We start from the raw sequence: 25,941 nt of genomic DNA, 5'->3' as shown, positions 1-25,941 counted from the left end.
CGAGCGACAGCCGCCGGGAAAGTTTCATCGACAATTTCCGGAATCAAGTCCTTCGCGCCGCTGTCAACCAACCAGTCCACCTACTTAAGCACGACTCACGCCATGTGCCACCGCAGGCTGAACAATCCGTTCCCGGCTGAAACCCCCGATCCCGACATCGACAGCCCGGTGATACCGCCCACCGAACCGCAACCGGTACCCGAACAGGATCCACCCGGCACCAACCCGCCGCCAAGGAAAGAACCACCAACGACGATGCCGCCGGAGATTGTGAATCCTGAATGACGACAATTGATCGTTCCTGCGTCGAAACCAGGGACGATCATAAAAATGAATGACATTTCCCAAGAACGCGTAGTACCGGTCCTGAAGCGGCAATTCTGCCCGTCCGACACTTTACGAAACTCACATCCCTCGCCTTATATGGCCATTACTCCATTAGCCTTGCGTGTGGCCAGCCATGAACATTTTTTTCCCCAGCCTCTACGAATTCACAAACAGAGCGAGCGCACAGCACCACGCGCTCAACCGTGAACGACCAATCGACGGCTGGCCTTCCTTTGAAAATATTCAACTACGAATTTCTTTGCTTCGAAGCCGAGCGCAACACGGCAGAACAAACTACCAAAAGCTCAATAATCAAGGATCTGGAGAATCATTTGCTGCAGGGTAATATTGACTACAGCCAACACGAACTCTCAGAAACCCAGAGCAACGAGCAGGAATCAGGTTGTGAAACAACTTACGCGGACAAGGTGAATCCCTGATCAGCAGGAGCTACCGAAGGCTCCTACGGAGCGTGATCCTTGTCGATCAGCTTCACAATCCCCGGCATCACACTAAACACCCCCAGCGCCAGCAACGTACTGAACACCGCCGTCGCCTCGCGGCCCAGCCCGGCCGCGACGCCGATGGCTGCGGTCATCCACAGGCCGGCGGCGGTGGTCAGGCCTTTGACGTGGCCTTCATCGCCCTCGTGGTTCTTCAGGATAGTGCCAGCCCCCAGGAAGCCGACCCCGGCAATCACGCCCTGCACTACCCGGCTCATGGCATCGGCCTGCGAGCCGGACATCTGCGGCACCAACACGAACAGCGCCGCCCCCATCGCCACCAGCATGTGGGTGCGCACGCCGGCGGCCTTGCCCTGGTGTTCGCGCTCGAACCCGAGAATCCCGCCCAGCACAGCGGCCATCAACAGGCGCACGGTCACCCGTGTCAGTTGCGAGGCATCGGCGATGTCGGCGAACTCGGCTTGCAGGGTCACCCAGACTTCGTGCCACCAGGCGTTCATGCGGTTGTCCTTGTGAGGGGGCCATGGAAGGTGGACCGCAGCGACCATTAATCGGTTGCACAGAACGATGACCGGCGGTTGCGGCCTGAAACGTTAGATTCCACTGAAAAAAGGATTCCGCCGTGACCGTGCGCATCGAGAACCAGACCTGCTTTTTCACCACCGAAAATGGCGAACTCATTCGTCTGTGTCCCGACGTGACCATCATCACCGACGGTGCCAAAGCCATGTCGGCAGTGGACATCGAAGGCGAGCGCATCTACATCACGGAAGCCGAGGCCGACGCCTTGACCGTCGCAGGCGCGGTGGATGGGCGCCGGCACTTGAAAGCCACCGACAGTGGTTCGGTGATTTGACCGGGATTGATCCGCACCTGCCGCCGCTGTTTTGCAAAGGCCCCCGGGGCCGGCAGCGACGGCTGCTTCAAGTTGTCGCAGGCCATGCAGGAACGGCCATCTGATCCGCTTTTTAATGCAATACCTGAGTCTGTTATGCAAACAGATCGCCGCTCATAGTGCTCATGCCTGATGGAGGCTGATGAGCGAAAGACCATGAGCGAGAGAATCCCCGTCCGAACCGTAGAAACATTCGAGCCTTCGCGTCTGAAGACGAAGGCCAAATCCAGCGACAACCTGATCCACACCCGCAGCTTCACCGGGCTGTTCCGCAACCTGCGCATCAGCGGCGCCGGTTTTCTGTTTGTACTGTTTTTCGGCACGGTGTGGCTGAACTGGGGCGGCCGCCAGGCGGTGCTCTGGGACCTTTCGGAAAGCAAATTCCATATCTTCGGCGCGACCTTCTGGCCGCAGGATTTCATTCTGCTCTCGGCGCTGTTGATCATCGCCGCGTTCGGCCTGTTTGCGATCACCGTGTTCGCGGGCCGGGTCTGGTGCGGCTACACCTGCCCGCAAAGTTCATGGACCTGGATCTTCATGTGGTGCGAGAAGATCACCGAAGGCGAACGCAACCAACGGATCAAGTTGCAAGCCGCGCCGTGGGGCCTGAACAAGCTGATGCGTCGCTCGGCCAAGCACACCTTGTGGCTGGCCATCAGCCTGCTGACCGGCCTGACATTCGTCGGCTACTTCACGCCGATCCGGCCACTGGCCGAAGAGCTGCTGACCTTCCAGATGAGTGGCGTCAGCCTGTTCTGGGTGCTGTTTTTCACCGGCGCCACGTACATCAATGCCGGTTGGCTGCGTGAAGCGGTGTGCATGCACATGTGCCCCTATGCGCGGTTCCAGAGCGTGATGTTCGACAAGGACACCCTGACCATTTCCTACGACGTGGCCCGAGGCGAAAACCGTGGCCCGCGCAAACGCGAGGTCATGCCCGCCGACGCCGGCCTGGGCGATTGCATCGATTGCCAGCTCTGCGTACAGGTCTGCCCGACCGGCATCGACATTCGCGACGGCCTGCAGATGGAATGCATCGGTTGCGCCGCGTGCATCGACGCCTGCGACTCAATCATGGACAAAATGGGCTACGCCCCAGGCTTGATCAGCTACACGTCCGAGCATCAATTGCAGGGTGGCAAGACACACCTGCTACGTCCGCGCCTGATCGGCTACACCGCCGTGCTGCTGGTGATGATCGCAGCCCTGGTGGTGGCGCTGGTGGAACGGCCGATGGTGTCCCTCGACGTCAGCAAGGACCGGGGCCTGTTCCGCGAGAACAGCCAGGGGCAGATCGAAAACATCTACAGTCTGAAGGTGATCAACAAAACCCAGCAGCGTCAGGACTATCAATTGCGCCTGGTCGATGCCGATGGTTTCGAGTTGCAGGGCAGGACCGAATTCAGCCTGGCGCCGGGGGAGATTGTCGATGTGCCGGTGTCGGTGGCGATGCTCACTGAGCGTCCGGCGAGCAGTTCGCAGAGCATCGGCTTCAAGGTGGTCGACAGCGATGAGCCTGGCGTCTACAGCGTGGCGAAAAGCCGGTTTGTTGCACCGATGAATCGCTGAGCCTTTAAGATGCTGACCTTTGTGAGTTGTGGTCCCCCTCGCCACAATTAATCGAATCGACTCCATGACGGGATACCGATGAAACGCTACGAAAAATTCGCCGACGACATCGCAGAACTGATCCGCTCCGGCGTCCTCGGTCCCGGCCAGCGGGTGCCGTCGGTGCGTTACGCCAGCCAGACCTACGGCGTCAGCCCGTCGACGGTGTTCCAGGCCTATTACCTGCTGGAACGTCGCGGCCTGATCCGCGCCCGTCCGCGTTCCGGCTATTTCGTCAACGCCCACGCACCCCGGCCGTTTTCCGAGCCGGTGATCAGCAATCAGGTCAACGAGTCCACCGAAGTCGACGTCAGTGAACTGGTGTTCTCTGTGCTCGACTCGATCAAGGACCCGAACACCGTGCCCTTCGGCTCGGCGTTCCCCAGCCCGACGCTGTTTCCCCTGCAACGCTTGTCCCGCTCGCTGGCCAGCGCCAGCCGCGAGATGGACCCGCGCATGGTGGTCACCGACATGTCGCCGGGTAACCCGCAACTGCGTCGGCAAATCGCCCTGCGCTACATGGTTGGCGGGCTGATGTTGCCCATGGAAGAGTTGCTGATCACCAACGGCGCGCTTGAAGCCCTGAACCTGTGCCTGCAAGCGGTGACCCAACCCGGCGACCTGGTGGCCATCGAAGCCCCGGCGTTCTACGCCTGCCTGCAAGTGCTCGAACGCTTGAAACTCAAGGCCGTGGAAATCCCCGTGCACCCGCGCGATGGCATCGACCTCGGTGTGCTCGAGCAAACCCTGGAGCGCTATCCGATCAAAGCCTGCTGGTGCATGACCAGCTTCCAGAACCCCATGGGTGCGACCGTGCCCGAGGCCAAGAAACAGCAGCTTGTGGAGTTGTTGCGCCGCCACCAGGTGCCGCTGATCGAAGACGATGTCTACGCCGAACTGTATTACGGCCAACAAGCACCGAAACCGGCCAAGGCATTCGATACCGAAGGTCTGGTGATGCACTGCGGCTCGTTCGCCAAGAGCCTGGCCCCCGGCTACCGCATCGGCTGGGTCGCCGCCGGGCGCTATGCGCAGAAAATCGAACGGCTGAAACTCATGACCTCGCTGTGCGCCTCGATGCCAGCCCAGGCCGCCATCGCCGATTACCTGCAACACGGAGGTTACGACCGCCACCTGCGTAAATTGCGCCACGCGCTGGAAGACCAGCAAAGCGCCATGCTCGCTGCGATTGCCCGCTATTTCCCGGCACAAACGCGGGTCAGCCAACCGGCGGGGGGCTACTTTTTGTGGCTGGAATTGCCGGAGCAGATGGATTCGTTGAAGTTGTTTCAGATGGCACTGGCGCAAGGCATCAGCATTGCACCGGGGCCGATCTTTTCGCCGGCGCAGCGGTTCAGGAATTGTATTCGGTTGAATTATGGCAGCCCCTGGGATGAGGTTGCGGAGAAGGCGATGGAGACGTTGGGGCGGATTGTACGGTCGTTTTGAGGGAGCATGCTAAGAATGTGGTTAATATCAATAAATTAGCGCCTCGCACTACGGGCATCACTTAATGACCTGGCGAAGTTCATTAAAGTATCAGCATTACGAAGTGCCAGGCGAGTGCGAAAATCTTTGCTTTCGTTGAACCTTTGTATGGCATCATTTATGTTGCTCATACCTGCCTTCGAAATTAATTTTCCCCGCCCTCCAGGGTTAAAGTTTTTTTCAGGAACATTCTCTCCACACACCATATACTTTGACCAGTAATCTAGCTTATCCTTGTTCATCACCCAAGGGAGCTCAAGTGAAAGATACCAAAAATCCCTAGACTCAAATATATCACTCAAATGCGTCAATTCGTGACCCACATTATGGAGTAAATCCTCTGGCGAGTGTTTGTTATAATTATCGACATCAAAATACAGCTTCCTCTCCACTTCTCCTAAAATGACAAATGCCTTAGAGCGAGTATTTGAAACCAGTACCACTCTCTCTTGGTTTCTAAAGATATGCTCGATATCTGAGAGCATTCCCTGAAACCCACTTCTCAGATATTCAACATCCTGTAACGAAATATCCCCGAAGTGTACTTTAGAAAGCCCATTAATATCGCCACCTTGCAGCTCAGCAACCGCGTTTTCCAGCGTTTGCTTTGTCGATAAGAATGCCTTATTTAGATTACCCGCAATCACTGGATAATTACTTACAATATTGTCCAGCCCTTTCTGTTCAACCTTGAAACTGTCACCCTCATACCAATCAACGAGACGCTCCACTAATCCATACCAATACTCAAAAATAGTTGCTGGAGTTGGAAATCGACCTTGCAAATCAACAAGGCTCATCGGACTGTTCCTGACAAATCGGTAAAAACCCAACCCATCCACATCCCCCGCCGGATCCGGATTCAACCAGCGCTGCAACCACGGTGCGTAATACCGCGCCCCATAGTAATAAAGCCCCGTCGCATCCCGTTCCTTGCCTGAATAACGAATGGTCTTGTAACCGGTCTCCACCTCATGCCGTCCGGCCAGCCACGCTGTGCCGCCGAAGGGGTAATACACCTCCTGACTGATCACCTGCGCTTGGGCATCCACTTCAAAGGCACTCGAACCCAAGTGGTCGTCGAAGCAAAAACGCAATTGGTCATTGTCCAGTTCGGCCGGCGGCGGGCTGTCCCAATGCAGCAGGCGCACGGTGCAGCGGCCGGCCTGAATGCTGACTACTTGCAGCTGCTCCCCCGTAGCGCTGTTGCTGTGCAGTTCGATGCCCGGCAGATAACGTACCTCGGCGGCGTGGGCGATGGATTTCGCTGCAGTCGTGCGGGATTTGCGCAAGCGCGTGCCTTCACCGTCGTAGACATAACGCTCCAGATCGTCAGCGCCATCGACTCGAGCGATCTGTGTGACCTGTGCCAACTCATTTCGCCCATTCCACAGCAACCTCTGTCCGGGTTGGAGCTCCAGCAGATTGCCCCGGGCATCGAACGACTCATCAATGGCAGATTGAGTTGGGTGAACCTTAACGCTGCGATTACTCAGCGGAGCCACTCGCATGGTCAAGGTATCGCCCACCGCGCCATGGTGGATGCGCTGCAATAGATTGCCCGCTTCATCGTACTGGTAGGTTTCGCTGTAGTTGCACCAGCGGCTGCCATCCGGCGGGCCAAACGCCTGCCACTCCGGCAAAGCTGGACCTAAGGAAGGCTTGGCACTCTCCCAACCAGTCGCGCTGATCAATTGGTATAGCGTGTCATAGGTGAATCGTCGCACCGGCTCGATGCGCTGGTTGGCAAAATGCTGGATGGGCAAGGCGGCGTCGGCGATTTCGGTGATGTTGCCGAAGGGGTCATACCGGTAAGTAAGCTTCTGCAAGAAGCTCTGGTTCGGGCCTTGTGTGGCCAGCAGCATCAAATGCCCATTGGCTGGGTCATACGCGCTGGTGGTGCGCATACCATTGCCGGCGAGTTCCTGTTCCACCTGGCCGGATGCGCTGTAGTGGATGCCACTGACCAGCGTGTCGACGCTGATTTGCCCGGAGCGTTGCAGCCCTGCCGAGCACAACTGACCGGCGCGATCATGCGCAAAGTGCTGGGTATGGCATTTGGCGTCAGTTTGGGTCATCAGTTCGCCGGACGGTGCGTAGGTCCACGACGACTGCGCGCCGGCGCCCGGCTCCAGCAAGCTGTCGCGGTCAGCGTCCAGCGCCGGCCAATCGACCGGGTCGAAGCTGTTCAGGAAAAACCGCCGCTCGCGCAGCACCGTCGCCGACAGCCCATAGTCGGCCATCAACCGGCTGCCCGCCGGGTCGTCCTGCCGGATGGGTTGGCCACAGAGGTTGTGCCGGGCATGATCGTCCGACACTCCCCCAAATGTCATTCGTTCGACGCAGCGTTCGGGTTCCCCCGAACCCTGTTCGTGCACTGCGACAGGCCGCAACAGTGGATCATGCTCGGTGCGACGATGCCAGCCACGTTGGTCCCATGCTTCAAGCGCCTGCCCCGCTGCACCCGGCAACCCGAGTTGCCAACCGGCATCGACGCTGTCGCTGCACAGCGCTTGCTCCGTCAGACTATGAATCGTGGTCAGGTTTGCCGGAACCGAGGCATCGTTCTGGCTCAAGGCAAACAACCGTGGATCGCGCTGTTGGATGAGCCGTCCCAGCGGATCGAAAACCTGATGCGTCACTCGCGCCGTAACCGGCTCGTCCGCTGCTTGTCGAAAGTACGCCAGCGCACGAACGGGTAAACCGCGTGGGTCAACGACACTGATGGATGGCGTATGCGCGTTCAAGTCGAGGCGCCCCTTTAAAGACTACCGCGAATCTAGGCACATCCATGACTGGTGTCTACTGTCAGGAATGACAGTAGACACCGCGCAAATTCTGCTTAGCGCCCACCACCGAGATCAACAAAGGTCCCCGTCGCATACGAAGCCTTGTCCGACAACAACCAGACAATCGCCTCCGCCACTTCATCCGGACGCCCGCCCCGGGCCATCGGAATCGCCGATTCCAGCTTGCTGACCCGATCCGGATCGCCGCTCAAGGCATGGAAATCGGTATAGATGAAGCCGGGGCGCACGGCGTTGACCCGAATCCCCTCGCCCGCCACTTCCTTGGACAGGCCGATTGTGAAGGTGTCCAGCGCGCCTTTGGAGGCCGCGTAGTCGACGTACTCGTTGGGCGAGCCCAAACGTGCGGCCACCGAGGACACGTTGACGATGCTGCCGCCCTGCCCGCCGTGCCTGGGCGACATGCGCAGGATCGCGTGCTTGGCACAGAGGATCGGCGCCAGGACGTTGGTTTTCATGATCTTGAGAATGCGGAACTCGGACATCTCGTCGACCCGGGACTTTTGCCCGACTGTGCCGGCGTTGTTCACCAGCGCGGTGACCCGACCCAGTTCAGTGTCTACCCGGTGGAACAGTGCGATGACTTCGTCTTCGATGCTGACGTCGGCCCGTACTGCAATGGCTTGCGCACCGAGGGCGCGGACTTGTTCCAGTACGCCGAGTGCAGCCTTTTCGTCCGCCTGGTAGTTGATGCAGATCCGATAACCCTGCGCGGCGGCCAACAGCGCGGTGGCGGCACCAATGCCGCGGCTACCGCCGGTGATGACGATGACTTTGTCCATGCGAGCTTTCCCCCAATCAAAGCTTAAGCGGTCGGGGGCTAGAATAACCGCCATTGGCGGTTTTTGCATGGCTTCACATCAGCTGTCATGTCATCGACATCTCGCGCCCGGCACTGGCTTTCAACTGCTCGACCAACTGCTCCCCGCGATGGATTTCCACCATGAAACCTGCGGCCGGCAACGGATGCCCCAGCAGGTACCCCTGCAATGAATCGCAACCGAGCTGCGTCAGGAAGTCCTGCTGCACACCCGTTTCCACACCTTCGGCGACGATGCGCAACCCCAGCGCCTGGCCAAGGGCGACGATGGCCGAAACGATGGCGGCATCATCGCTGTCGTGCTCCAGGTCCCGGACAAAACCGCGGTCGATCTTCAGCTCGTTGGCCGGCAGGCGCTTGAGGTACATCAAGCTCGAATAACCCGTACCAAAATCGTCGATGGACAGGTCGACGCCCATTTCCGACAGTTCCTGCAGCACCGTCATGCTCGCATCGGCATCGCTCATCGCAGTGGTTTCAGTGATCTCCAGGGTCAGGCTGTTGGCCGGCAGATGGTGCGTCGCCAGGGCCTTGGCGACGCTCTGGACCAGCCCGGCATGGCAAAACTGAATGGCCGACAGGTTCACCGCGATGCGCCAATCGGTGTAGCCGAGCACGTACCACTCGCGCATCTGGCGGCAGGCTTCGTTGAGCACCCACTCGCCGATTGGAATGATCAGCCCGGTCTTTTCCGCCATTTCGATGAATTTGTCCGGCAACAGCATCCCTTGCGTCGGGTGCTCCCAGCGCAACAAGGCCTCGGCGCCCACTGGCCGGCCATTGGTGGCGTCGAACTTGGGCTGGTAATGCAGGCTGAATTCCTGATGTTCCACGGCATTGCGCAGGTCCTGCAGCAATTGCAGCTGTTTGCGGGCGTTACTGTTCATCGAGACATCGAAAAAGCTGTAGCCGTTTTTACCCGCGCCCTTGGCGTGATACATCGCCGCGTCGGCGTTCATCAGCAATTCATGGGCGGACTGCCCGTTACCCGGGTAGAGCGCGATGCCGACGCTGGCGGAAATGTGTAAATCATGTTCGGCAACCCGGAACGCTCGCGCGATCAACCCAACCTGTTGGGCCGCGAGGTTCAAGGCATCGATCTGTTCGCTCAATTGCACCAGCAACACGAACTCATCGCCGCCGATCCGCGCCAGGGTGTCCGGGCTGCGCAAGTCTTCGCGCAGGCGCACGGCGACTTCGCGCAACAGCAGATCACCCATGTGGTGGCCAAAGGCATCGTTGACCGGTTTGAAGCCGTCCAGATCGATGAACATCAGGGCAAAGCACCCCCCTTCCTCCCGGACCCGGGACATGGCCTGATCGATTCGATCGGCGAGCAGCGTCCGGTTCGGCAACCCGGTGAGGGTGTCGTGCAGGGCCAGTTGGGTCAGTTCACGGTTGGCCTCGGTCAGCGAATGGGCCAGGCTCGCGGTGCGCGCCTCCAGGCGTGCATCGAGGATCGAGGTCAGCAAGGCAATGCTCAGCACCGCCAACGTGGTGATCAGCACCAGGTTGTCCAGGCCATTGCCGCTCAATCCATTGGCCGCTGCGCCACAAAAACTGCCGTCGGCAAAGCGCGCGGCGGCCATCCCGGTGTAGTGCATGCCGACGATGGCGATGCCCATGATCACGGCGGCACCGCCACGGATAAGACGGACATAAGGCGTGTGCTGGCGCAGATGGAAAGCGATCGACAATGCCGCGCCCGAAGCACCGACAGCGATCAGCAGCGAGGCGCCGAACAGCGTCGGGTCATAGTCGATGCCCGGTTGCATGCGCATCGCGGCCATGCCGGTGTAGTGCATCGCGCTGATGCCGGCGCCCATGACCAACGCACCAAAGGCCAGTTGCCAGGCCGGCAATTGCGGCTGGCTGACCAGCCACAGCGCAAAACCGCTGGAGAGCACGCCGATCAGCAGCGACAGCAGGGTGATCGTGCCGTCGTACCCCAGGTCGATCGGCAACTTGAACGCGAGCATGCCGATAAAGTGCATCGACCAGATGCCGACGCCCATGGCAATGGCCCCGCCCGCGGTCCACAAATGCACGGCGCGACCTTTGGCGGTGGCAATGCGTCCGGTCAGGTCGAGTGCGGTGTAGGAGGCGAGAATTGCGACACAGAGCGAAATGATGACCAGGGTGGGGGAATAGCTGCCGATGAGCATGGAGACTTCTCGCGAATGCCCCCCTTATTGGTATTGATTCTCGCTGGGGGGAAAATGCGGCGATTGTACTGATTCCAAATGAGAACGCACTCACAAAATGAGCAAAGGGCCATCAGTCCGATGAAACGCTTGTTTTAAGGTTTTACATTAACTCGCTTAAAGCTGCTGGCACCACAAAACCTGTGGGAGCGAGCTTGCTCGCGATAGCGGTGGGTCAGGCAACATCCATGCTGAATGTGACGCAGCCATCGCGAGCAAGCTCGCTCCCACAGGGATTGCGCTATCGGCTATCGCTCACCTCTAGCTGCCCATCCCAGCCACCGCCCAACGCGGCAATCAACTGCACGCTGGCTATCAAGCGGCTTTGCAACAGGTCCAGGTTACTGCGCTCATTGCTCAGCGCCGCGGCCTGGGTCACCACCACATCGATGTAGGCAATCAAACCGGCCTTGTATTGGTTCTGGGTCAGGCGCAGCGATTCACGGGCGGCGTCCAGTGCCTGTTGGCGCACGACGGCTTCGTCCTGAAGCACCTTGAGCTGCACCAGGAAGTTTTCCACTTCGCGGAATCCGTCCAGCACGGTCTGGCGATACTTGGCCACCGTTTCGTCATAGGCCGCTTCACTGCGGTCGACTTCCGCCGAGCGCTGGCCGCCGTCGAACAGGGTCATGGCCAATTGCGGTCCGACCGACCAGAAGCGGTTCGGCAGGCTGATCCAGTTGGAATAGGTGCTGCTACTGTAGCCGCCGTTCATGTTCAGGGTCAGGTCTGGGTAATAGGCGGCCTTGGCCACGCCGATGTTGGCGTTGGCGGCCATCACCGAGCGCTCGGCCGAAGCGATGTCCGGGCGACGCTCCAGCAACTGCGAAGGCAGTGCCTGCGGTACTTGCGGCAACTGCGGAATGTCCTGGCTTTCCGCCAGGCTGAATTCTGCCGGCGGCAAGCCGATCAGCACGGCAATGGCGTTCTCGAACTGGGCGCGTTGCCAGATCAGGTCGATCATATCGGCTTCGGTGCCTTTGAGCTGTGTCTGGGCCTGGGCCACCGCGTCCTTGCCCGATACGCCTGCGCGGTACTGGTTCTCGGTCATCTTCAACGAACGCTGATAAGCCTCGACCGTGTCCTCGAGCAAGCGTTTCTGGCCATCGATCACGCGCAGTTGCAGGTAATTCTGCACCAGCTCCGACTGTTGACTCAGGCGCATCGCGGCCAGATCGGCAAAGCTTGCCTGAGCATTCGCGGTGTCGGCTTCGAGGCCACGGCGCAGCTTGCCCCACACATCCGCTTCCCAACTGACGCCCGCCTGGGCCGAGTACGTGTCGCGAATACCGCTGGACGAACTGCTCAGGCTGGAGCTGCTGCTGCCAGTGCCCTGGCTTGAACGGTTCTTGCTGACGTTCAGGTCCACCGTCGGGAAAAACGCCCCGCGTGCGCTGCGCACCAAGGCCTGGGCCTGGCGGTACTGCGCTTCGGACTGGGCGACGGTCTGGTTGGCGCTGTTGAGTTTTTCGATCAGGTCGTTGAGTTGCCGGTCGCCATACAACTCCCACCACGCACCACGCGCCAGGGCATCGCTGGGGTTGGCCTGACGCCAGCCCTCTGCGGCCTTGTACTGCACCGGCTCGGCGGTTTGCGGGCGCTGGTAATCCGGGCCGACGGCGCAGGCACTGAGCATCGCCACGCACAGTGACAGGCTCAACACACGCGAGCCTCGAGCCGTGATCAGTGGTGCAGCCAGGTTGAAAAGCGAACGTTCAGTCATAGCGGAGTTTCCAGAGCAGCATCGGTACGCACCCCACGCCATTTATTGAAACGATGGCGCAGTTTGTCGAGATAGAGGTAAACCACCGGGGTGGTGTAAAGCGTCAGCACCTGGCTGAAGATCAGCCCGCCGATGATGGTCAGGCCCAGCGGCTGGCGCATTTCCGCCCCTTCGGCGCGGCTCAGCAGCAACGGCAAGGCACCGAGGATCGCCGCCAGGGTGGTCATCAGAATAGGTCGCAAACGTTGCAGGCAGGCGCTGCGAATCGATTCCAGCGGTGCCATGCCCTGGTGACGTTCCAGTTGCAACGCCAGGTCGATCATCAGGATGGCGTTTTTCTTCACTACCCCAATCAGCAGGAACAACCCGAGCAACGAGATCAGGCTGAATTCGCCACCCAGCACATAGATCGACAGCAACGCACCAACCCCGGCTGACGGCAAGGTCGAAAGGATCGTCAGCGGGTGAATGTAGCTTTCATACAACACACCCAATACCAGATAAACCGCCACCAGTGCCCCCAGAATCATCCACGGCTGACTTTTTTGAGTCGCCGCGAAAGCGTTGGCTGTGCCGGCCATTTTCGCGATCACGTCTTCCGGCAGGCCGACCTTGGCAATCGCTCGTTCAATGGCGGCACTGCCCTGCTCCACCGTCACGCCTTCGGCCATGTCGAAGGCAATGCTTTCCGAAGCAAACTGGCCTTCGTGGCTGACCCGGTCGTTTTCCAGGCTGTTTTCGTAATGGGCGATGGTCGACAGCGGGATCCGTGCGCCGTCAGCGGTGATCACCTGGACCTGCTTCAGGGTGATCGGGTCCTGGGCGTACTTCGGATTGACCTCCATCACCACCTGATACTGGTTGAGGCTGTCGTAGATGGTCGATATCTGCCGCTGGCTGTAGGCGTTGTTCAGCACCGCCGTGACCATGTCCATGTCGACACCCAGGCGCTTGGCCTGGTCACGGTCGACGATCAGGGTCACTTGCCGGGCGCCCCGGCCTTCCCGCGCATCGATCGCCGTCAGCTCCGGCAAGGCCCTGAGCGCGGTGACGACTTTCGGATACCACTCCCGCAAGGCCCCCAGATCCCCGCTCTGCAGGATGTACGAGTATTGCGAGGTGGTCTGCTCACGGCCGCCACCGAATTGCAGGTCCTGGTCCGCCATGAGCATCAGTTGTGCGCCGGGAACCTTGGGCATTTCCTTGCGCAGGCGTTCGATGACTTTCTGCGCGGAAATGTTGCGTTCCTTGATCGGCTTCAGGCGCACCAGCATGAAGGCGTTGTTGGTGCCGTTGTTGCCGCCAATGAACCCGGCGACGCTTTCTACCGCCTCGTCCTTCAACACCGCGCGGCGGAAAATCTCCATCTTCGGCTGCATCACACTGAACGACAGGCCGTCGTCGCCGCGCACGAAACCGATCAGCTGGCCGGTATCCTGCTGAGGTAAAAACGTTTTAGGAACAACCACATACAGCGCAATGTTCACACCAATTGTCACGAACAGACTGAGCAAAGTCAGACGCTTGTGGCGCAGCACCCAGTCGAGGCTGGTGGCGTATTTGCCGACCATCCAGTCGTTGGTCCGCCGACTCCAGCGTTGCAGGCGGTTCTCCTGCCCCGGCGTATGCGGCTTGAGCCAGCGGGCGCAGAGCATCGGGGTCAGGGTCAACGACACTACCAGCGAGACCACGATGGCCGCCGCCAGGGTGATGGAGAATTCGCGGAACAGGCTTTCAATGATCCCGCCCATGAACAGGATCGACAGGAACACCGCCACCAGCGACACGTTCATCGACAGCAAGGTAAAACCGACTTCCTGGGCACCGAGGTACGCCGCGCGCATCGGCCGCACGCCCTCGTCGATGTGCCGGGAAATGTTCTCCAGCACCACGATGGCATCGTCCACCACCAGCCCGGTGGCCAGGATCAGCGCCATCAGCGACAGGTTGTTCAGCGAAAAGCCGTAGAGGTACATCACGGCAAAGGTGCCGACCAGCGACACCGGCACTGCCAGGGTCGGGATCAGCGAAGCGCGGAAGTTACCGAGGAACAGGAACACCACCAGAATCACCAGCGCCACGGCGATCAGCAGGGTCATTTCCGCTTCGTGCAGCGTCGCCTTGATCACCGGCGAGCGGTCCATGGCCAGGTTCAGCTTGACGCTGGCCGGCAGCACCGCCTGCAACGCCGGCAACTGCGCCTTGATCTCGTTGACCGTCTCGATGATGTTGGCGCCGGCCTGCCGGTTGATCACCAGCAGCACCGCCGCGTCATCGTTGAAGAAACCGCTGTTGTAGCGGTCCTCGACGCCATCGCTGACCTTGGCCACATCCTTCAGGCGCAGGGCCGCGCCACCGTTGTAGTGAATGATCAGCGACTCGTAGTCCTTGGCTTTTTCCAATTGGTCGTTGGCCTGGACCTGCCACAGCCGCTGATCGTCTTCCACCGAGCCCTTGGGCCGGCGCACGTTGGCATTGGCGATGGTATTGCGCACATCGTCCAGGGCCACGCCGTACTGGTTCAGCGACTGTGGTTCGAGTTCGATACGCACTGCCGGCAACGAACTGCCACCGATCTGCACCTCGCCAACGCCCTGCACCTGGGACAGGCTCTGGGACAGAATCGTCGAGGCCAGGTCATAGAGCTGACCTTTTTCCAGTACATCGGACGTCAGCGACAGCACCATGATCGGCGCCTGGGACGGGTTGACCTTCTTGTAGGTCGGCATGCTGCGCATCCCGCTCGGCAACAGGGTGCGCGAGGCATTGATGGCCGCCTGCACTTCCCGCGCCGCGCCATTGATGTCGCGGTCCAGGTCGAATTGCAGGATCACCCGGGTCGAACCCTGGCTTGAGCGGCTGCTCATGGTGTTGATCCCGGCAATGCTGCCGAAGGAGCGTTCCAACGGTGTGGCCACGGTCGACGCCATCACCTCGGGGCTGGCCCCGGGCAGGCTGGCCTGGACCACGATCACCGGAAAGTCCATTTGCGGCAGCGGCGACACGGGCAGCAAACCGAAGCTCACGCCGCCCAGCAGCATGATCGCCAGGCTCAGCAACATGGTCGCGACCGGGCGCTTGATGAAAGGTCCCGAAAGATTCATGGCTGCTCTACCGCTTCCACGGACTCAGGCTTGCGGCCCCAGCGCCGACCGAGACGATCGAAATACAGGTAAATCACAGGCGTAGTGAACAGCGTCAGAATCTGGCTCAGCAACAGGCCGCCGACCATCACCAGACCCAGCGGCTGGCGCAGTTCCGCGCCGGAACCGGTGGCCAGCATCAACGGCACGGCACCGAACAATGCCGCCAGGGTGGTCATCAGGATCGGCCGGAAACGTAGTAAAGCCGCCTGATAGATCGCCGTCTGCGGGTCCATGCCCTGGTTGCGCTCGGCGTCGAGGGCGAAGTCGATCATCATGATCGCGTTCTTCTTCACGATGCCGATCAGCAGAATGATGCCGATGATTGCGATCATGCCCAGGTCGTTGCCGCTGAGGATCAACGCCAGCAAGGCGCCCACCGCCGCCGACGGCAGGGTCGAAAGAATGGTGATCGGGTGGATGTAGCTCTCGTAGAGCACGCCCAGCACGATGTACATGGTCACCACCGCCGCCAGGATCAGCAGCAAGGTGCTCGACAACGAAGCCTGGAACGCCTGCGCCGCGCCCTGGAACTGGGTCTGCACGCCAATCGGCATGCCGATGTCCTTCTGCACCTGCTCGATGATCTCGACCGCATGCCCCAGCGCCACGCCGGGCGCCAGGTTGAAGGACATCATCACCGCCGGGAACTGGCCGATGTGGGTGATCGCCAGTTGCGCCTGGCGCTCTTCGATATGCGCCAGGCTGGACAGACGCACCTGACCGCCACCGGTGGTCTTGACGTGAATCTGGTTCAACGCATCCGGGCCGATTTTCTCGCCGGACTGCGATTGCAGCACCACGCGGTACTGACTGGCCTGGGTGTAGATCGTGGAAATCTGCCGCTGACCGAAGGCGTCGTACAGCGCATCAGTGATGTTCGACACCGACACACCGACCCGCGATGCCGCATCGCGGTCGATCACCAGGTAGACCTGCAAGCCCTTGTCCTGCAAATCGCTGGCGACGTCGGTCAATTCCGGCCGGTCGACCAAGGCCTCGACCAGACGCCCGCTCCACAGGCTCAGCAACTCCGAATCCGGCGACGACATGCTGAACTGGTACTGCGTGCGGCTGACCCGGTCTTCGATGGTCAGGTCCTGCACCGGCTGCATGAACAGGCGGATGCCGACCAGTTTGTCCAGTTCCGGTTGCAGCCGGGCAATCACTTGCGTGGCGCTCAGGTCGCGGTCGCGGTGCGACTTGAGGTTGATCAGCAACCGACCGCTGTTGAGGGTCGAGTTGTCGCCATCCACGCCAATGTAGGAGGACAGACTCTCGACAGCCGGGTCGGCCAGGATGACCTTGGCCAGTTCCTGCTGGCGCTCGCTCATGGCGGTGAAGGAAATCGATTGCGGCGCTTCGGATATGCCCTGGATGACGCCGGTGTCCTGCACCGGGAAGAAGCCCTTGGGCACCACCATGTACAGGAATACTGTCAGCGCCAAAGTGCCAATGGCCACCATCAGGGTCAGTGGCTGGTGCTTGAGCACCCACTGCAACTTGCGTCCGTAGGCGGCGATCATCCAGTCGATGAACGCACCGCTGGCACGATAGAAGCGACCCTGCTCTGCTTCCTTGGGTTCACGCTTGAGCAAGCGCGCACACATCATCGGCGTCAGGGTCAGGGAAACCACCAGGGAAATCAGGATCGCCACCGCCAAGGTGATCGCGAACTCGCGGAATAGCCGCCCGACCACGTCCGCCATGAACAGCAGCGGGATCAGCACGGCGATCAGCGACAACGTCAGGGAGATCAGGGTGAAGCCGATCTGCTTGGCGCCCTTGAGCGCCGCGTTCAGAGGGCTGTCGCCTTCTTCGATGTATCGGGAAATGTTCTCCAGCATGACGATCGCGTCGTCCACCACGAAACCGGTGGCGATGGTCAGGGCCATCAGGGTCAGGTTGTTGACCGAGAACCCCGCCAGATACATCACGCCGAACGTACCGATCAGCGACAGTGGCACGGCCACCGACGGAATGATCGTGGCGCTGGCGCGACGCAGGAACAGGAAGGTGACCATGACCACCAGGGCGATGGCGATCAGCAATTCATGCTGCACGTCCTTGACCGAGGCGCGGATGGTCTGGGTGCGGTCGGTCAGCACCACCACGTCGAGGCCGGCCGGCAGGTTGTCGGTGATGCTCGGCAGCAGGGCCTTGATCCGGTCCACCACCTCGATCACGTTGGCGCCGGGCTGACGCTGGATGTTCAGCAGCACGGCCTGATTCTCGTTGGCCCACGCAGCGAGCCGCTCGTTCTCGGCGCCGTCGACGATTTCCGCCACGTCCTTGAGGCGCAACGGTGCGCCATTGGCGTAGGCCAGGATCAGGTTGGCGTAGTCCTTGGGTGAGGTCAGTTGATCGTTTGCATCGAGCATCGAGACCCGGGTCGGGCCGTCGAAGTTGCCCTTGGGCTGGTTGACGTTGGAGGCGCCGATCAGCGTGCGCACGTCCGACAGGTTCAGGCCGTTGGCCGCCAGGGCTTCCGGATTGACCTTGATGCGCACGGCCTGGCGTTGACCGCCGGCAATGCTGACCATGCCGACGCCGCTGATCTGGGCAATCTTCTGCGCCATGCGGGTATCGACCAGATCGTTGAGCTTGGGTAACAGCATGGTCTTGGAGGTGATGGCCAGGGTCAGCACCGGCGTATCGGCCGGGTTGACCTTGTTGTATACCGGCGGTGCCGGCAGGTCCTTGGGCAACAGGTTGGTCGCGGCGTTGATCGCTGCCTGCACTTGTTGCTCGGCCACGTCCATGTTGATGTCGAGGCTGAACCGCAGGGTCAGCACCGACGCCCCGCCGGAACTGGTGGAGGTCATTTGCGTCAGGCCGGGCATCTGCCCGAACTGCCGCTCAAGCGGCGCGGTCACCGCACTGGTCATGACATCCGGGCTGGCGCCGGGGTACAGGGTCATGACGCGAATGGTCGGGTAATCGACCTGGGGCAATGCCGACACTGGCAGCAGCCGATAGGCGATGACGCCGGCCAGGATAATGGCCAGCATGCTCAGCGTGGTGGCTACCGGGCGAAGGATGAACAGCCGCGAGAGATTCATGCGCCGCCCTTTTTCGCCTTGTCAGTGGTCGCAGGCTCAGCCGCGTTGACCGCCGACCCGCCTTGCAGGTGTTCGGTTGGCGTGGTCGGCACGTCCTGGCTGTCGTTGACCACCTCCACGTCGCTGCCGTCCTTCAGGCGGTCGGTGCCTTCCAACACGACCCGGTCGCCCGCGGACAGGCCTTCGGTGACCACGGTGTTCACGCCGTCACTGGCGCCGACTTTCAACTGACGGATCTTGACCTTCTTGTCACCGTCCAGGGCATAGGCGAACGTGCCGTTGGTGCCAAACTGGATCGCGGCGGAAGGCGCCAGTACTACGTCTTTGAGGGTGTCGGCCAGCAGGCGCACGTTGACAAACTGGTTGGGGAACAGCGACTGATCGCGGTTCTCGTAACGGGCCTTGAATTTCAGGGTGCCGGTGGTGATGTCGATCTGGTTGTCCAGGCTCTGCAGCACGCCAGTGGCTTGCAATTTGGTATCACCGCGATCCCAGGCTTCAGCCGGAAGTTTAGCGCCGCTGCGATAACGGGCCAGCACGGTGTCGAGGCTGTTTTCCGGGAGGGTGAAGGCCACGCTGATCGGTTGGGTCTGGGTGATGATCGCCAATGCGGTGGTGTCGTTGGCCGCGACCAGGTTGCCGACGTCCAGTTGACGCAGGCCGACGCGACCGGTGATCGGTGCGCGGATCCGGGTGAATTCGAGATTGAGCTTGGCGTCGTTGACCGCTGCCTGATTGGTCTTGACCGTGCCCTGGAACTGACCGACCAGCGCCTCGGCGGTGTCCAGGGTCTGCTTGGCAATACTGTCTTCGCGGTACAGGCCGCGATAGCGCTCGACGTCGACCTGGGCGTTTTTCAGCTGCGCCTGATTCTGCAGCAAGGTGCCCTCGGCCTGGAGCAAGGCATTCTGGTAAGGGCGCGGGTCGATTTCGGCGAGCAGGTCGCCGGCCTTGACCATCTGCCCTTCTTCGAAATAGATCTTGACCAGCTCACCGCCGACGCGGCTGCGGACATTGATGGTATTCAGCGCCGTGACCGTGCCCAGCGCCTTGAAATACAGTGGGAAATCACCCTTGACTGCCGGCGCCACTCGCACCGGTACCGGTCCGGACGCGCCACCGAATCCAGGTCGCATTCCGCCTGACCTGCCGGTTTGCCCGGCGACGGCTTTCTGCCCCGCAGCCTCTTTGGGTGCAGCGCTGCCGGGCCAGAACTTCCAGCACAAGCCAGCGATGACCAACAGGACAAGCAGGCCGAACAGCCAGCGACGGGGACTACGGGAAGCGGAGGATTGCATTGAGTGATCAACCATTGGGCGCGTGGGCTTTTTTACATGAGGCTGAACGATAAGCACTGGCGGGTTTTAAGCAAAGCGCCTTTACCGGCAATTTACCTTTGGCTTACGTAACAGGAGTTTTGTGTAAGACACTGAAGCACAAATGAAAACGGCCTGGACAGAGCCAGGCCGTTAACAATTGTAATGGAGCTAACTTACTTGAGAACAGCAAGTGCCGCTTCGTAGTTCGGCTCATCAGCGATTTCACCAACCAGTTCGCTGTGCAGCACGTTGTCGTTTTCGTCCAGAACCACCACGGCACGGGCGGTCAGGCCTTTGAGCGGGCCGTCGGCGATTGCAACACCGTAGTTCTGGATGAACTCGGCACCGCGCAGGGTCGACAGGTTCTGAACGTTTTCCAGGCCTTCGGCGCCACAGAAGCGGGCCTGGGCGAATGGCAGGTCAGCGGAGATGCACAGTACGACAGTGTTCGCCACGTCGCTGGCCTTGGCATTGAACTGGCGCACGGAAGTGGCGCAGGTCGGGGTATCAACGCTTGGGAAGATGTTCAGCACTTTGCGCTTGCCGGCAAAGTCTTTCAGGGTGACGTCGGACAGATTGCCGGCAACCAGGGAAAAGGCTGGCGCCTTGGAACCGGCTTGTGGCAGTTGGCCGTTGACTTGAACCGGGTTGCCTTTAAGAGTGACTTGAGCCATGAACGGAGTCCTTCTGAACGTTGTGGTGGAGAATTTTGACGAGGCCGAAGTTAACCATGAAATTGTCCTACGACCTATGGCCAAACATAAATTGTCATGTAACAGGGCACAAAACTGGATACAACCCACAAATCTGTGGGAGCGGGCCCGCTCGCGAAAGCTCAATGTCATTCAACATCACTGGTGACTGATCTGACGCCATCGCGAGCAAGCTCGCTCCCACAGGGTTCGTGTGTCAGCCGAACAAGTCGGTAAAAGTACAGAGTACGCCCTCACTCGCCGCTACCCGATGTTCATGACGAAAGGCACGGGACACGTCATCGACGAAAACTTTTGTTAATACTCTGTCGAATTGCTCCACCGTCGTTCGACTACAAATCGAGCCACTCAACTGCAACGGAGACAAGACCATGCGATTCATGATCATCATCAAGGCCAGCCAGGATTCCGAAGCCGGTGTCATGCCCAGCCAGGAACTGCTGACTGCCATGGGTAACTACAACGAAGAACTGGTCAAGGCCGGCATCATGCTCGCGGGCGAAGGCCTGCACCCGAGCAGCAAAGGCGCTCGTGTAAAGTTTTCAGGAGACAAACACACGGTGATTGACGGTCCCTTCATCGAAACCAAGGAACTGATTGCCGGTTTCTGGTTGTGGAAAGTGAAGTCCAAAGAAGAAGCCATCGAATGGGTCAAGCGCTGCCCCAACCCGATGCCGGGTACCGAGGCCGAGATCGAGATTCGCCAGGTGTTTGAAGCCGAAGATTTTGGTGCCGAGTTCACACCTGAACTGCGCGAGCAGGAAGAGCGGGTTTGGGAGCAAGCAAAGAAGAATTGAGATGCACTGACTGAACCGGCTGTTTCTTCAGTTTCCTGTGGGAGCGAGTCTGCTCGCGAAGAGGTCGTCACATTCAACACTTATGTTGACTGACAGGCCGACTTCGCGAGCAGGCTCGCTCCCACACTGACTAGATAACGGTTTAACTTGTTCTGGTAAGCCTTTGATTTGTTTCAATTTTCTAGTACGCGAAATTAACAAAAAACTACACACAAAACGAAAGAATTAAGCCATTCAACTGGATAACCCGTGGTTAGCTGCTAACTTCATCCGACGAGTCCTACAGGCTTGATCGGAAAGGGATTACGCAGTCACGGCCAAAGATAACGGCCGTATGCCCAATCAGCCACCAGGGAACCGGGGGAATAATGTCTAAGAAATTGGGGAAGTACGCCTTTGTCCGGGTGACTTCGCTCGCACCTGCTTTTTGTGCTCACGCGGATAACGCCGAGACGGCCAACGATGGCCCCGAATGACTTTATCGGTGTCCCGCAATTACTGCGCGTCACCCTCCCCGTAAGCACCCGTCCCGATCCGCATAACGGTTACAGCACCGGCATCGGCGACCTGAACCTGTTCGATATTTTCCTGCTCAAGACTGAAGGCGTGCAGTTGGGCGTCGGCCCGCAAATTACCGCGCCGACCGCCGACCGCAAAGGCGACGGCTTGCCACAGTTCACGCTGTACACCGGGATCAACGTCACCTTCGGTAAATAAGGACTTTTATATGCACGGTGCAATTCGCACAGCCGGTTTCAGCCTGATGGCCCTGTTCGCCAGCTGCGGCGTGGGCGCCCAGGAACTTGATACTCGCATCGGCAAAATTGCCATGGAAGGCGAACTGCCAGCCCACGAGTCGATCGCCAGGCTCTACGCCGAACTGGATTTCCAGCAGGCCACCCAGAGTTATCTGTGGGCTTTGCCACTGGTGTCCTACGCCCAGTGGCAGGAAGAATTCCGCGACAAACTGGGTGCCCATAACGGCGACCTGATGGTGCTCAACAGTTACGAAGACAAGCTCGGGGTGATCACGGCCAACGCCACCACGCCGTATATCCTCGGGTTTGTCGATCTCAACGAAACCGGGCCGCTGGTGATTGAACTACCGCCAGGCCCGACTGCCGGTGGCGTGGGCGATTTCTGGCAGCGGGCGATCATCGACATGGGCCAGACCGGCCCGGACAAAGGCAAGGGCGGCAAGTACCTGGTATTGCCACCGGGTGCCGAGCCGCCAGCGGATGCCCATAAATACTACCTGGCCAAATCCGAAACCATGAATGTGCTGGTGGGCTTTCGTGTGCTTGATCCAGACCCGGCCAAGGGCAAGGCGCTGGTCGAGCAATTCAAGATGTACCCGTATGCCAAGCGAGCGGAGCCTGCCAGAACCAGACTGCTGTCTCCCGGTGGTAAAGCCTGGTCCGGCACCCAGCCTCGTGGCCTGGCGTACTGGCAGCGCTTGCACCAGATCATCCAGAAGGAACCTGTCAACGAGCGCGACCGTTTCTACATGGCCATGCTGGCCAGCCTGGGTATCGAGAAGGACAAGCTGTTCAACCCCAATGACAAGCAACGCGCGGCCCTGGAACAGGGTGCACAGGTCGGTGAACTGATCGCCAAGGCCAACACCTTCGCCAAGCGTTTCCCCAATGCCCGATTCTGGCCGGACCGGCAATGGGACAGCGTGCTGAACATCACCGATCCGTCCCAGCGCGTGGCCTATTACGACCAGTTGTGGGAGCGCAGCGCCTGGTTCTACGAGGCGGTGACCAACACCAAAGGCATGGTCTCGAAAACCCCGGGGCTGGGCCAGACCTACCTCGGCGCCTACACCGACAGCAAGGGCAACTGGCTCGACGGCGGCAAAAGCTATCGCCTGCACGTCGGCGCCAACCCGCCGGCCAGGCAGTTCTGGTCGATGACCGTATACGACATCGACAGCCGCTGCCTGATCGACAACCCGCAGCGCAAGGCCGACCTGTCGTCCCGTCAGGACTTGAAGAAAAACGCCGACGGCTCGGTGGACCTGTACTTCGGCCCGACCGCGCCAAAAGGCTTTGAGGACAACTGGGTGCAAACCCTGCCGGGCAAACACTGGTTCAGCTACTTCCGTCTGTATGCGCCGACAGAAACCTATTTCGACAAGAGCTGGAAACTCGATGACATCACGGCTGTGCAATGACGCCGAACGTTCAATAAGGGATGTATATGAATCACCGCATTTTGTTCACCGGCCTTGCGCTGACCCTCAGCACCAGCGCCTGGGCCGACTTCACCGCCACCCCGGACGAAGCCCGGGCCATTGCCAGGGAGGCCTACCTGTACGGCTTTCCGGTGGTGGAGATGTACAAGACGCTCTACACCCAGGCCGTGGACAAGAAGAGCCCGAACTTCAAGGCGCCGTTCAACCAGATCGGCAACACCGCCAAGGCCTTCACTGCCAGGGACACCGCGTTTGTCACGCCGAACGCCGACACGCCCTACTCCTTTGTCTGGATGGATTTGCGCGCCGAGCCACTGGTACTGACCCTCCCGCCCATCGAAGAGCATCGTTACTACTCGGTGCAACTGATCGACGCCTATACGCAGAACTTTGCGTACCTGGGCACCCGCAGCACCGGCAACAATGGCGGGCATTTCATGATCGCCGGGCCCAACTGGCAGGGCCAGCAACCGCTGAACATCGACCGTTTGCTGCGCAGTGAAAGCAACATCGCCTATGCGCTGTACCGCACACAACTGTTCGATGAGAAGGACCTGGCCAAGGTCAAGCAGATCCAGAAGGGCTACAAGGTTGAAACCCTGAGCCATTACGACAAACACAAAGCGCCGGTGGCCGCACCGAAGATCGACTGGCCAAAACCCACACCGACCATGAGCGAAACCCCGGACCTGTTCCGCTACCTGAACTTCATGCTGGCGTTCGCCCCGGCCCAGGACGTGGAAAAGGGCCTGTTGGCGCGCTTCGCCAGGATCGGTATCGAGGCCGGCAAGCCTTTCAACGTCAACACACTCAGCGCCGAGCAGCGCAAGGCCCTGGAAGACGGCATCAGCGATGCCAAGGCCGGGTTTGCCGAGTTCAAGAAAACCAAAGTCGATACCCACGAGGTCACCAGTGGTGATTTCTTCGGCACCCGTGATCACCTCAAGGGCAATTACCTGTACCGCTATGCCGGCGCCAACATGGGGATTTTCGGCAACTCCGCCGAAGAGGCGAACTACATCGGTTATTTCGTCGACAAGGACGGCAAACCGGTCGACGCCTCGGAAAACGACTACACCCTGCATTTCGACAAGGGCGCCCTGCCCCCGGCCGATGCGTTCTGGTCCCTGACCATGTACGACGGCAAGAACAAGCTGCTGGTGGCCAACCCGCTCAATCGCTACCTGATCAACTCGCGCATGCTGCCTGACCTCAAGCTCGATGCCGATGGCGGCCTGACTCTTTATGTGCAGCACAAGGCGCCGGCCAAAGACCTGCAAAGCAATTGGCTGCCGGCACCGAACGGACCGTTCTACGGGATAATGCGCCTGTATTTGCCAAAACCGGAAGTCAGCAACGGCGAATGGAAAATGCCGCTGTTGAACCCCGTCAATGAAAAACAATAAGTGGAGTCAGTCATGATCAGGCCTTTCGTAGTGCGCCCCCTGTTGTTGGCGCTGTGCATGGTCAGCGGCAGCCCGTTGGTACTGGCGGCTGAAGGTGGTGTCGGACGGCCGATTACCGGCCAGCAAGTGTTCTCCAATGCCGGGATCGTGCCCCCGGAGCCGGGTTGGGTCATGTCCCTGACCAGCATCTGGTACGACGGTGATCTCAAGGGCAACGCCCAGGTGCCGATCGTCGGTGCCCTGAGTACCGGGCTGGACATGAAAGTGTCCTACACCATGGCCAACTTCACCCATGTCTGGGACACCGGCAAGGGTCGCTGGAATTACGCCTCGGCCATTGGCGTTCCGGTGCAGTACACCGACATCACCGCGAGTATCAACGGCCCTCGCGGCAGAACCCTCGGTTCTTCGGACACCGGCACCCAGTTCGCCGACATGCTGGTGACACCGATTGCCGCCGGTTATCACTTCGACGAACTCAACCACATCGCGTTCTCGCTACCGATCTACGTGCCCACCGGCGCCTACAACGACGATCGCCTGGCCAACCCCGGGCAGAACAACTACACCTTCATGCCGACCGTGGCGTTCACTCATCTGGACGGCAAGGGCGGCGAATTCACGCTGTCGAGCGGCCTGGAGTTCTACACCGAGAACGACGCCACCGATTATCGCAACGGCAACATCTACACCCTCGATGCGCTGTGGACCCACGGCTTTGGCAACGGCTGGAACGCCGGCATCGCCGCCGGTTACATCCAGCAGATCACCGATGACTCGGGGTCCGGCGCCGACAGCGGCTTCCGTGGGCGCTCCGTGGGTGCCGGCCCGACAGTGGGCTGGACCGGCAAGTTCGCCGACGCCCAGGCCAACTTCAATGCGCGCTGGGTGCCGGAGTTCGACACCAAGAACCGCCCTGAAGGCAATGGATTCAGCGTCAACATGACCCTGGCGTTTTTCTAGGA

18 protein-coding genes and 1 pseudogene are annotated in these 25,941 nt (G+C 60.0%); 10 read left to right on the top strand and 9 right to left on the bottom strand.

Going from position 1 to position 25,941, the window contains the following annotated elements; genetic code table 11:
* Positions 1–102: 102 nt before the first annotated feature.
* Together AC3IT9_RS13455 and AC3IT9_RS13450 are read left to right on the top strand one after the other, a co-directional pair.
* Entirely contained in the window at positions 103–285 is a 183-nt protein-coding gene (locus tag AC3IT9_RS13455; RefSeq protein ID WP_150758127.1) for a hypothetical protein, read from the top strand.
* A 245-nt stretch (positions 286–530) separates the two neighbouring features.
* Entirely contained in the window at positions 531–767 is a 237-nt protein-coding gene (locus AC3IT9_RS13450; RefSeq protein WP_353742905.1) for a hypothetical protein, read from the top strand.
* A gap of 23 nt (positions 768–790) precedes the next feature.
* On the opposite strand, the gene AC3IT9_RS13445 is transcribed toward AC3IT9_RS13450, so the two are convergent.
* A complete protein-coding gene (locus tag AC3IT9_RS13445; protein WP_489273359.1) occupies positions 791–1,291 on the bottom strand; it encodes an MgtC/SapB family protein in 501 nt (166 codons plus the stop codon).
* A gap of 122 nt (positions 1,292–1,413) precedes the next feature.
* On the opposite strand from AC3IT9_RS13445, the gene AC3IT9_RS13440 reads away from it, so the two are divergent.
* The 3 genes from AC3IT9_RS13440 (at position 1,414) to mapR (ending at position 4,743) form a co-directional block, all read left to right on the top strand.
* The gene (locus AC3IT9_RS13440; RefSeq protein ID WP_223448758.1) at positions 1,414–1,647 is read left to right on the top strand and encodes a DUF3203 family protein; all 234 of its coding nucleotides are present in this window, start codon (positions 1,414–1,416) and stop codon (positions 1,645–1,647) included.
* Positions 1,648–1,842: 195 nt separating this feature from the next.
* Complete coding sequence (ccoG, locus tag AC3IT9_RS13435; RefSeq protein ID WP_489273358.1) at positions 1,843–3,255, top strand: cytochrome c oxidase accessory protein CcoG; 1,413 nt, start codon at positions 1,843–1,845, stop codon at positions 3,253–3,255.
* A gap of 78 nt (positions 3,256–3,333) precedes the next feature.
* Positions 3,334–4,743, top strand: coding sequence for a GntR family transcriptional regulator MpaR (mapR, locus tag AC3IT9_RS13430; protein WP_489273357.1), 1,410 nt, complete (start codon positions 3,334–3,336; stop codon positions 4,741–4,743).
* A gap of 35 nt (positions 4,744–4,778) precedes the next feature.
* On the opposite strand, the gene AC3IT9_RS13425 is transcribed toward mapR, so the two are convergent.
* The 8 genes from AC3IT9_RS13425 to tpx all read right to left on the bottom strand — a co-directional run bounded on the left by AC3IT9_RS13425 (position 4,779) and on the right by tpx (position 20,534).
* Complete coding sequence (locus tag AC3IT9_RS13425) at positions 4,779–7,529, bottom strand: RHS repeat domain-containing protein (RefSeq protein ID WP_489273356.1); 2,751 nt, start codon at positions 7,527–7,529, stop codon at positions 4,779–4,781.
* Between the two features lie 95 nt (positions 7,530–7,624).
* Positions 7,625–8,371 carry an SDR family oxidoreductase gene (locus AC3IT9_RS13420; RefSeq protein WP_150756037.1) on the bottom strand — a complete coding sequence of 249 codons (747 nt, stop codon included), beginning with the start codon at positions 8,369–8,371 and terminating at the stop codon, positions 7,625–7,627.
* Positions 8,372–8,456: 85 nt separating this feature from the next.
* Positions 8,457–10,574, bottom strand: coding sequence for a putative bifunctional diguanylate cyclase/phosphodiesterase (locus AC3IT9_RS13415; protein WP_489273355.1), 2,118 nt, complete (start codon positions 10,572–10,574; stop codon positions 8,457–8,459).
* A gap of 280 nt (positions 10,575–10,854) precedes the next feature.
* A complete protein-coding gene (locus AC3IT9_RS13410; protein WP_353742900.1) occupies positions 10,855–12,336 on the bottom strand; it encodes an efflux transporter outer membrane subunit in 1,482 nt (493 codons plus the stop codon).
* A complete protein-coding gene (locus tag AC3IT9_RS13405; protein WP_489273354.1) occupies positions 12,333–15,440 on the bottom strand; it encodes an efflux RND transporter permease subunit in 3,108 nt (1,035 codons plus the stop codon). The genes AC3IT9_RS13410 and AC3IT9_RS13405 overlap by 4 nt, the downstream gene beginning before the upstream one ends.
* Complete coding sequence (locus tag AC3IT9_RS13400) at positions 15,437–18,541, bottom strand: MdtB/MuxB family multidrug efflux RND transporter permease subunit (RefSeq protein WP_489273353.1); 3,105 nt, start codon at positions 18,539–18,541, stop codon at positions 15,437–15,439. The genes AC3IT9_RS13405 and AC3IT9_RS13400 overlap by 4 nt, the downstream gene beginning before the upstream one ends.
* Positions 18,538–19,854, bottom strand: a complete 1,317-nt coding sequence (locus AC3IT9_RS13395; protein ID WP_150724023.1) for an MdtA/MuxA family multidrug efflux RND transporter periplasmic adaptor subunit — start codon at positions 19,852–19,854, stop codon at positions 18,538–18,540. The genes AC3IT9_RS13400 and AC3IT9_RS13395 overlap by 4 nt, the downstream gene beginning before the upstream one ends.
* 179 nt (positions 19,855–20,033) lie before the next feature.
* Positions 20,034–20,534: a thiol peroxidase gene (gene tpx, locus AC3IT9_RS13390; protein ID WP_103393591.1), complete on the bottom strand. Its 501-nt coding sequence runs from the start codon at positions 20,532–20,534 to the stop codon at positions 20,034–20,036.
* A 410-nt stretch (positions 20,535–20,944) separates the two neighbouring features.
* Here tpx and AC3IT9_RS13385 point away from each other — a divergent pair, with 410 nt between their 5' ends.
* From AC3IT9_RS13385 to AC3IT9_RS13365, 5 genes and pseudogenes are all read left to right on the top strand, one after another.
* The gene (locus AC3IT9_RS13385; protein WP_095944775.1) at positions 20,945–21,370 is read left to right on the top strand and encodes a YciI family protein; all 426 of its coding nucleotides are present in this window, start codon (positions 20,945–20,947) and stop codon (positions 21,368–21,370) included.
* Positions 21,371–21,832: 462 nt separating this feature from the next.
* Positions 21,833–22,024: pseudogene (locus tag AC3IT9_RS13380) on the top strand (hypothetical protein); the annotation flags it as partial.
* Positions 22,025–22,097: 73 nt separating this feature from the next.
* Complete coding sequence (locus AC3IT9_RS13375; RefSeq protein WP_353742896.1) at positions 22,098–23,549, top strand: DUF1254 domain-containing protein; 1,452 nt, start codon at positions 22,098–22,100, stop codon at positions 23,547–23,549.
* Positions 23,550–23,575: 26 nt separating this feature from the next.
* Positions 23,576–24,976 (top strand): DUF1254 domain-containing protein, encoded by a 1,401-nt coding sequence (locus tag AC3IT9_RS13370; RefSeq protein ID WP_489273352.1) that lies wholly within the window; start codon positions 23,576–23,578, stop codon positions 24,974–24,976.
* Positions 24,977–24,988: 12 nt separating this feature from the next.
* A complete protein-coding gene (locus AC3IT9_RS13365) occupies positions 24,989–25,939 on the top strand; it encodes a SphA family protein (protein ID WP_489273351.1) in 951 nt (316 codons plus the stop codon).
* The last annotated feature ends 2 nt before the right edge of the window (positions 25,940–25,941 follow it).

Source organism: Pseudomonas sp. KH_046_1, assembly GCF_057839025.1.
Note: the sequence above shows the minus strand (reverse complement) of the source record. Positions and strands in the feature narration are given on the sequence as shown.

What these genes read in the sequence shown, in the direction of transcription:
- AC3IT9_RS13455 (WP_150758127.1), top strand. Translation starts at nt 103, where the DNA reads ATGTGCCACCGCAGGCTGAACAATCCGTTCCCGGCTGAAACCCCCGAT.
- AC3IT9_RS13445 (WP_489273359.1), bottom strand. Translation starts at nt 1,291, where the DNA reads ATGAACGCCTGGTGGCACGAAGTCTGGGTGACCCTGCAAGCCGAGTTC.
- ccoG (WP_489273358.1), top strand. Translation starts at nt 1,843, where the DNA reads ATGAGCGAGAGAATCCCCGTCCGAACCGTAGAAACATTCGAGCCTTCG.
- mapR (WP_489273357.1), top strand. Translation starts at nt 3,334, where the DNA reads ATGAAACGCTACGAAAAATTCGCCGACGACATCGCAGAACTGATCCGC.
- AC3IT9_RS13420 (WP_150756037.1), bottom strand. Translation starts at nt 8,371, where the DNA reads ATGGACAAAGTCATCGTCATCACCGGCGGTAGCCGCGGCATTGGTGCC.
- AC3IT9_RS13415 (WP_489273355.1), bottom strand. Translation starts at nt 10,574, where the DNA reads ATGCTCATCGGCAGCTATTCCCCCACCCTGGTCATCATTTCGCTCTGT.
- AC3IT9_RS13410 (WP_353742900.1), bottom strand. Translation starts at nt 12,336, where the DNA reads ATGACTGAACGTTCGCTTTTCAACCTGGCTGCACCACTGATCACGGCT.
- AC3IT9_RS13405 (WP_489273354.1), bottom strand. Translation starts at nt 15,440, where the DNA reads ATGAATCTTTCGGGACCTTTCATCAAGCGCCCGGTCGCGACCATGTTG.
- AC3IT9_RS13400 (WP_489273353.1), bottom strand. Translation starts at nt 18,541, where the DNA reads ATGAATCTCTCGCGGCTGTTCATCCTTCGCCCGGTAGCCACCACGCTG.
- AC3IT9_RS13395 (WP_150724023.1), bottom strand. Translation starts at nt 19,854, where the DNA reads ATGGTTGATCACTCAATGCAATCCTCCGCTTCCCGTAGTCCCCGTCGC.
- tpx (WP_103393591.1), bottom strand. Translation starts at nt 20,534, where the DNA reads ATGGCTCAAGTCACTCTTAAAGGCAACCCGGTTCAAGTCAACGGCCAA.
- AC3IT9_RS13385 (WP_095944775.1), top strand. Translation starts at nt 20,945, where the DNA reads ATGCGATTCATGATCATCATCAAGGCCAGCCAGGATTCCGAAGCCGGT.
- AC3IT9_RS13375 (WP_353742896.1), top strand. Translation starts at nt 22,098, where the DNA reads ATGCACGGTGCAATTCGCACAGCCGGTTTCAGCCTGATGGCCCTGTTC.
- AC3IT9_RS13370 (WP_489273352.1), top strand. Translation starts at nt 23,576, where the DNA reads ATGAATCACCGCATTTTGTTCACCGGCCTTGCGCTGACCCTCAGCACC.
- AC3IT9_RS13365 (WP_489273351.1), top strand. Translation starts at nt 24,989, where the DNA reads ATGATCAGGCCTTTCGTAGTGCGCCCCCTGTTGTTGGCGCTGTGCATG.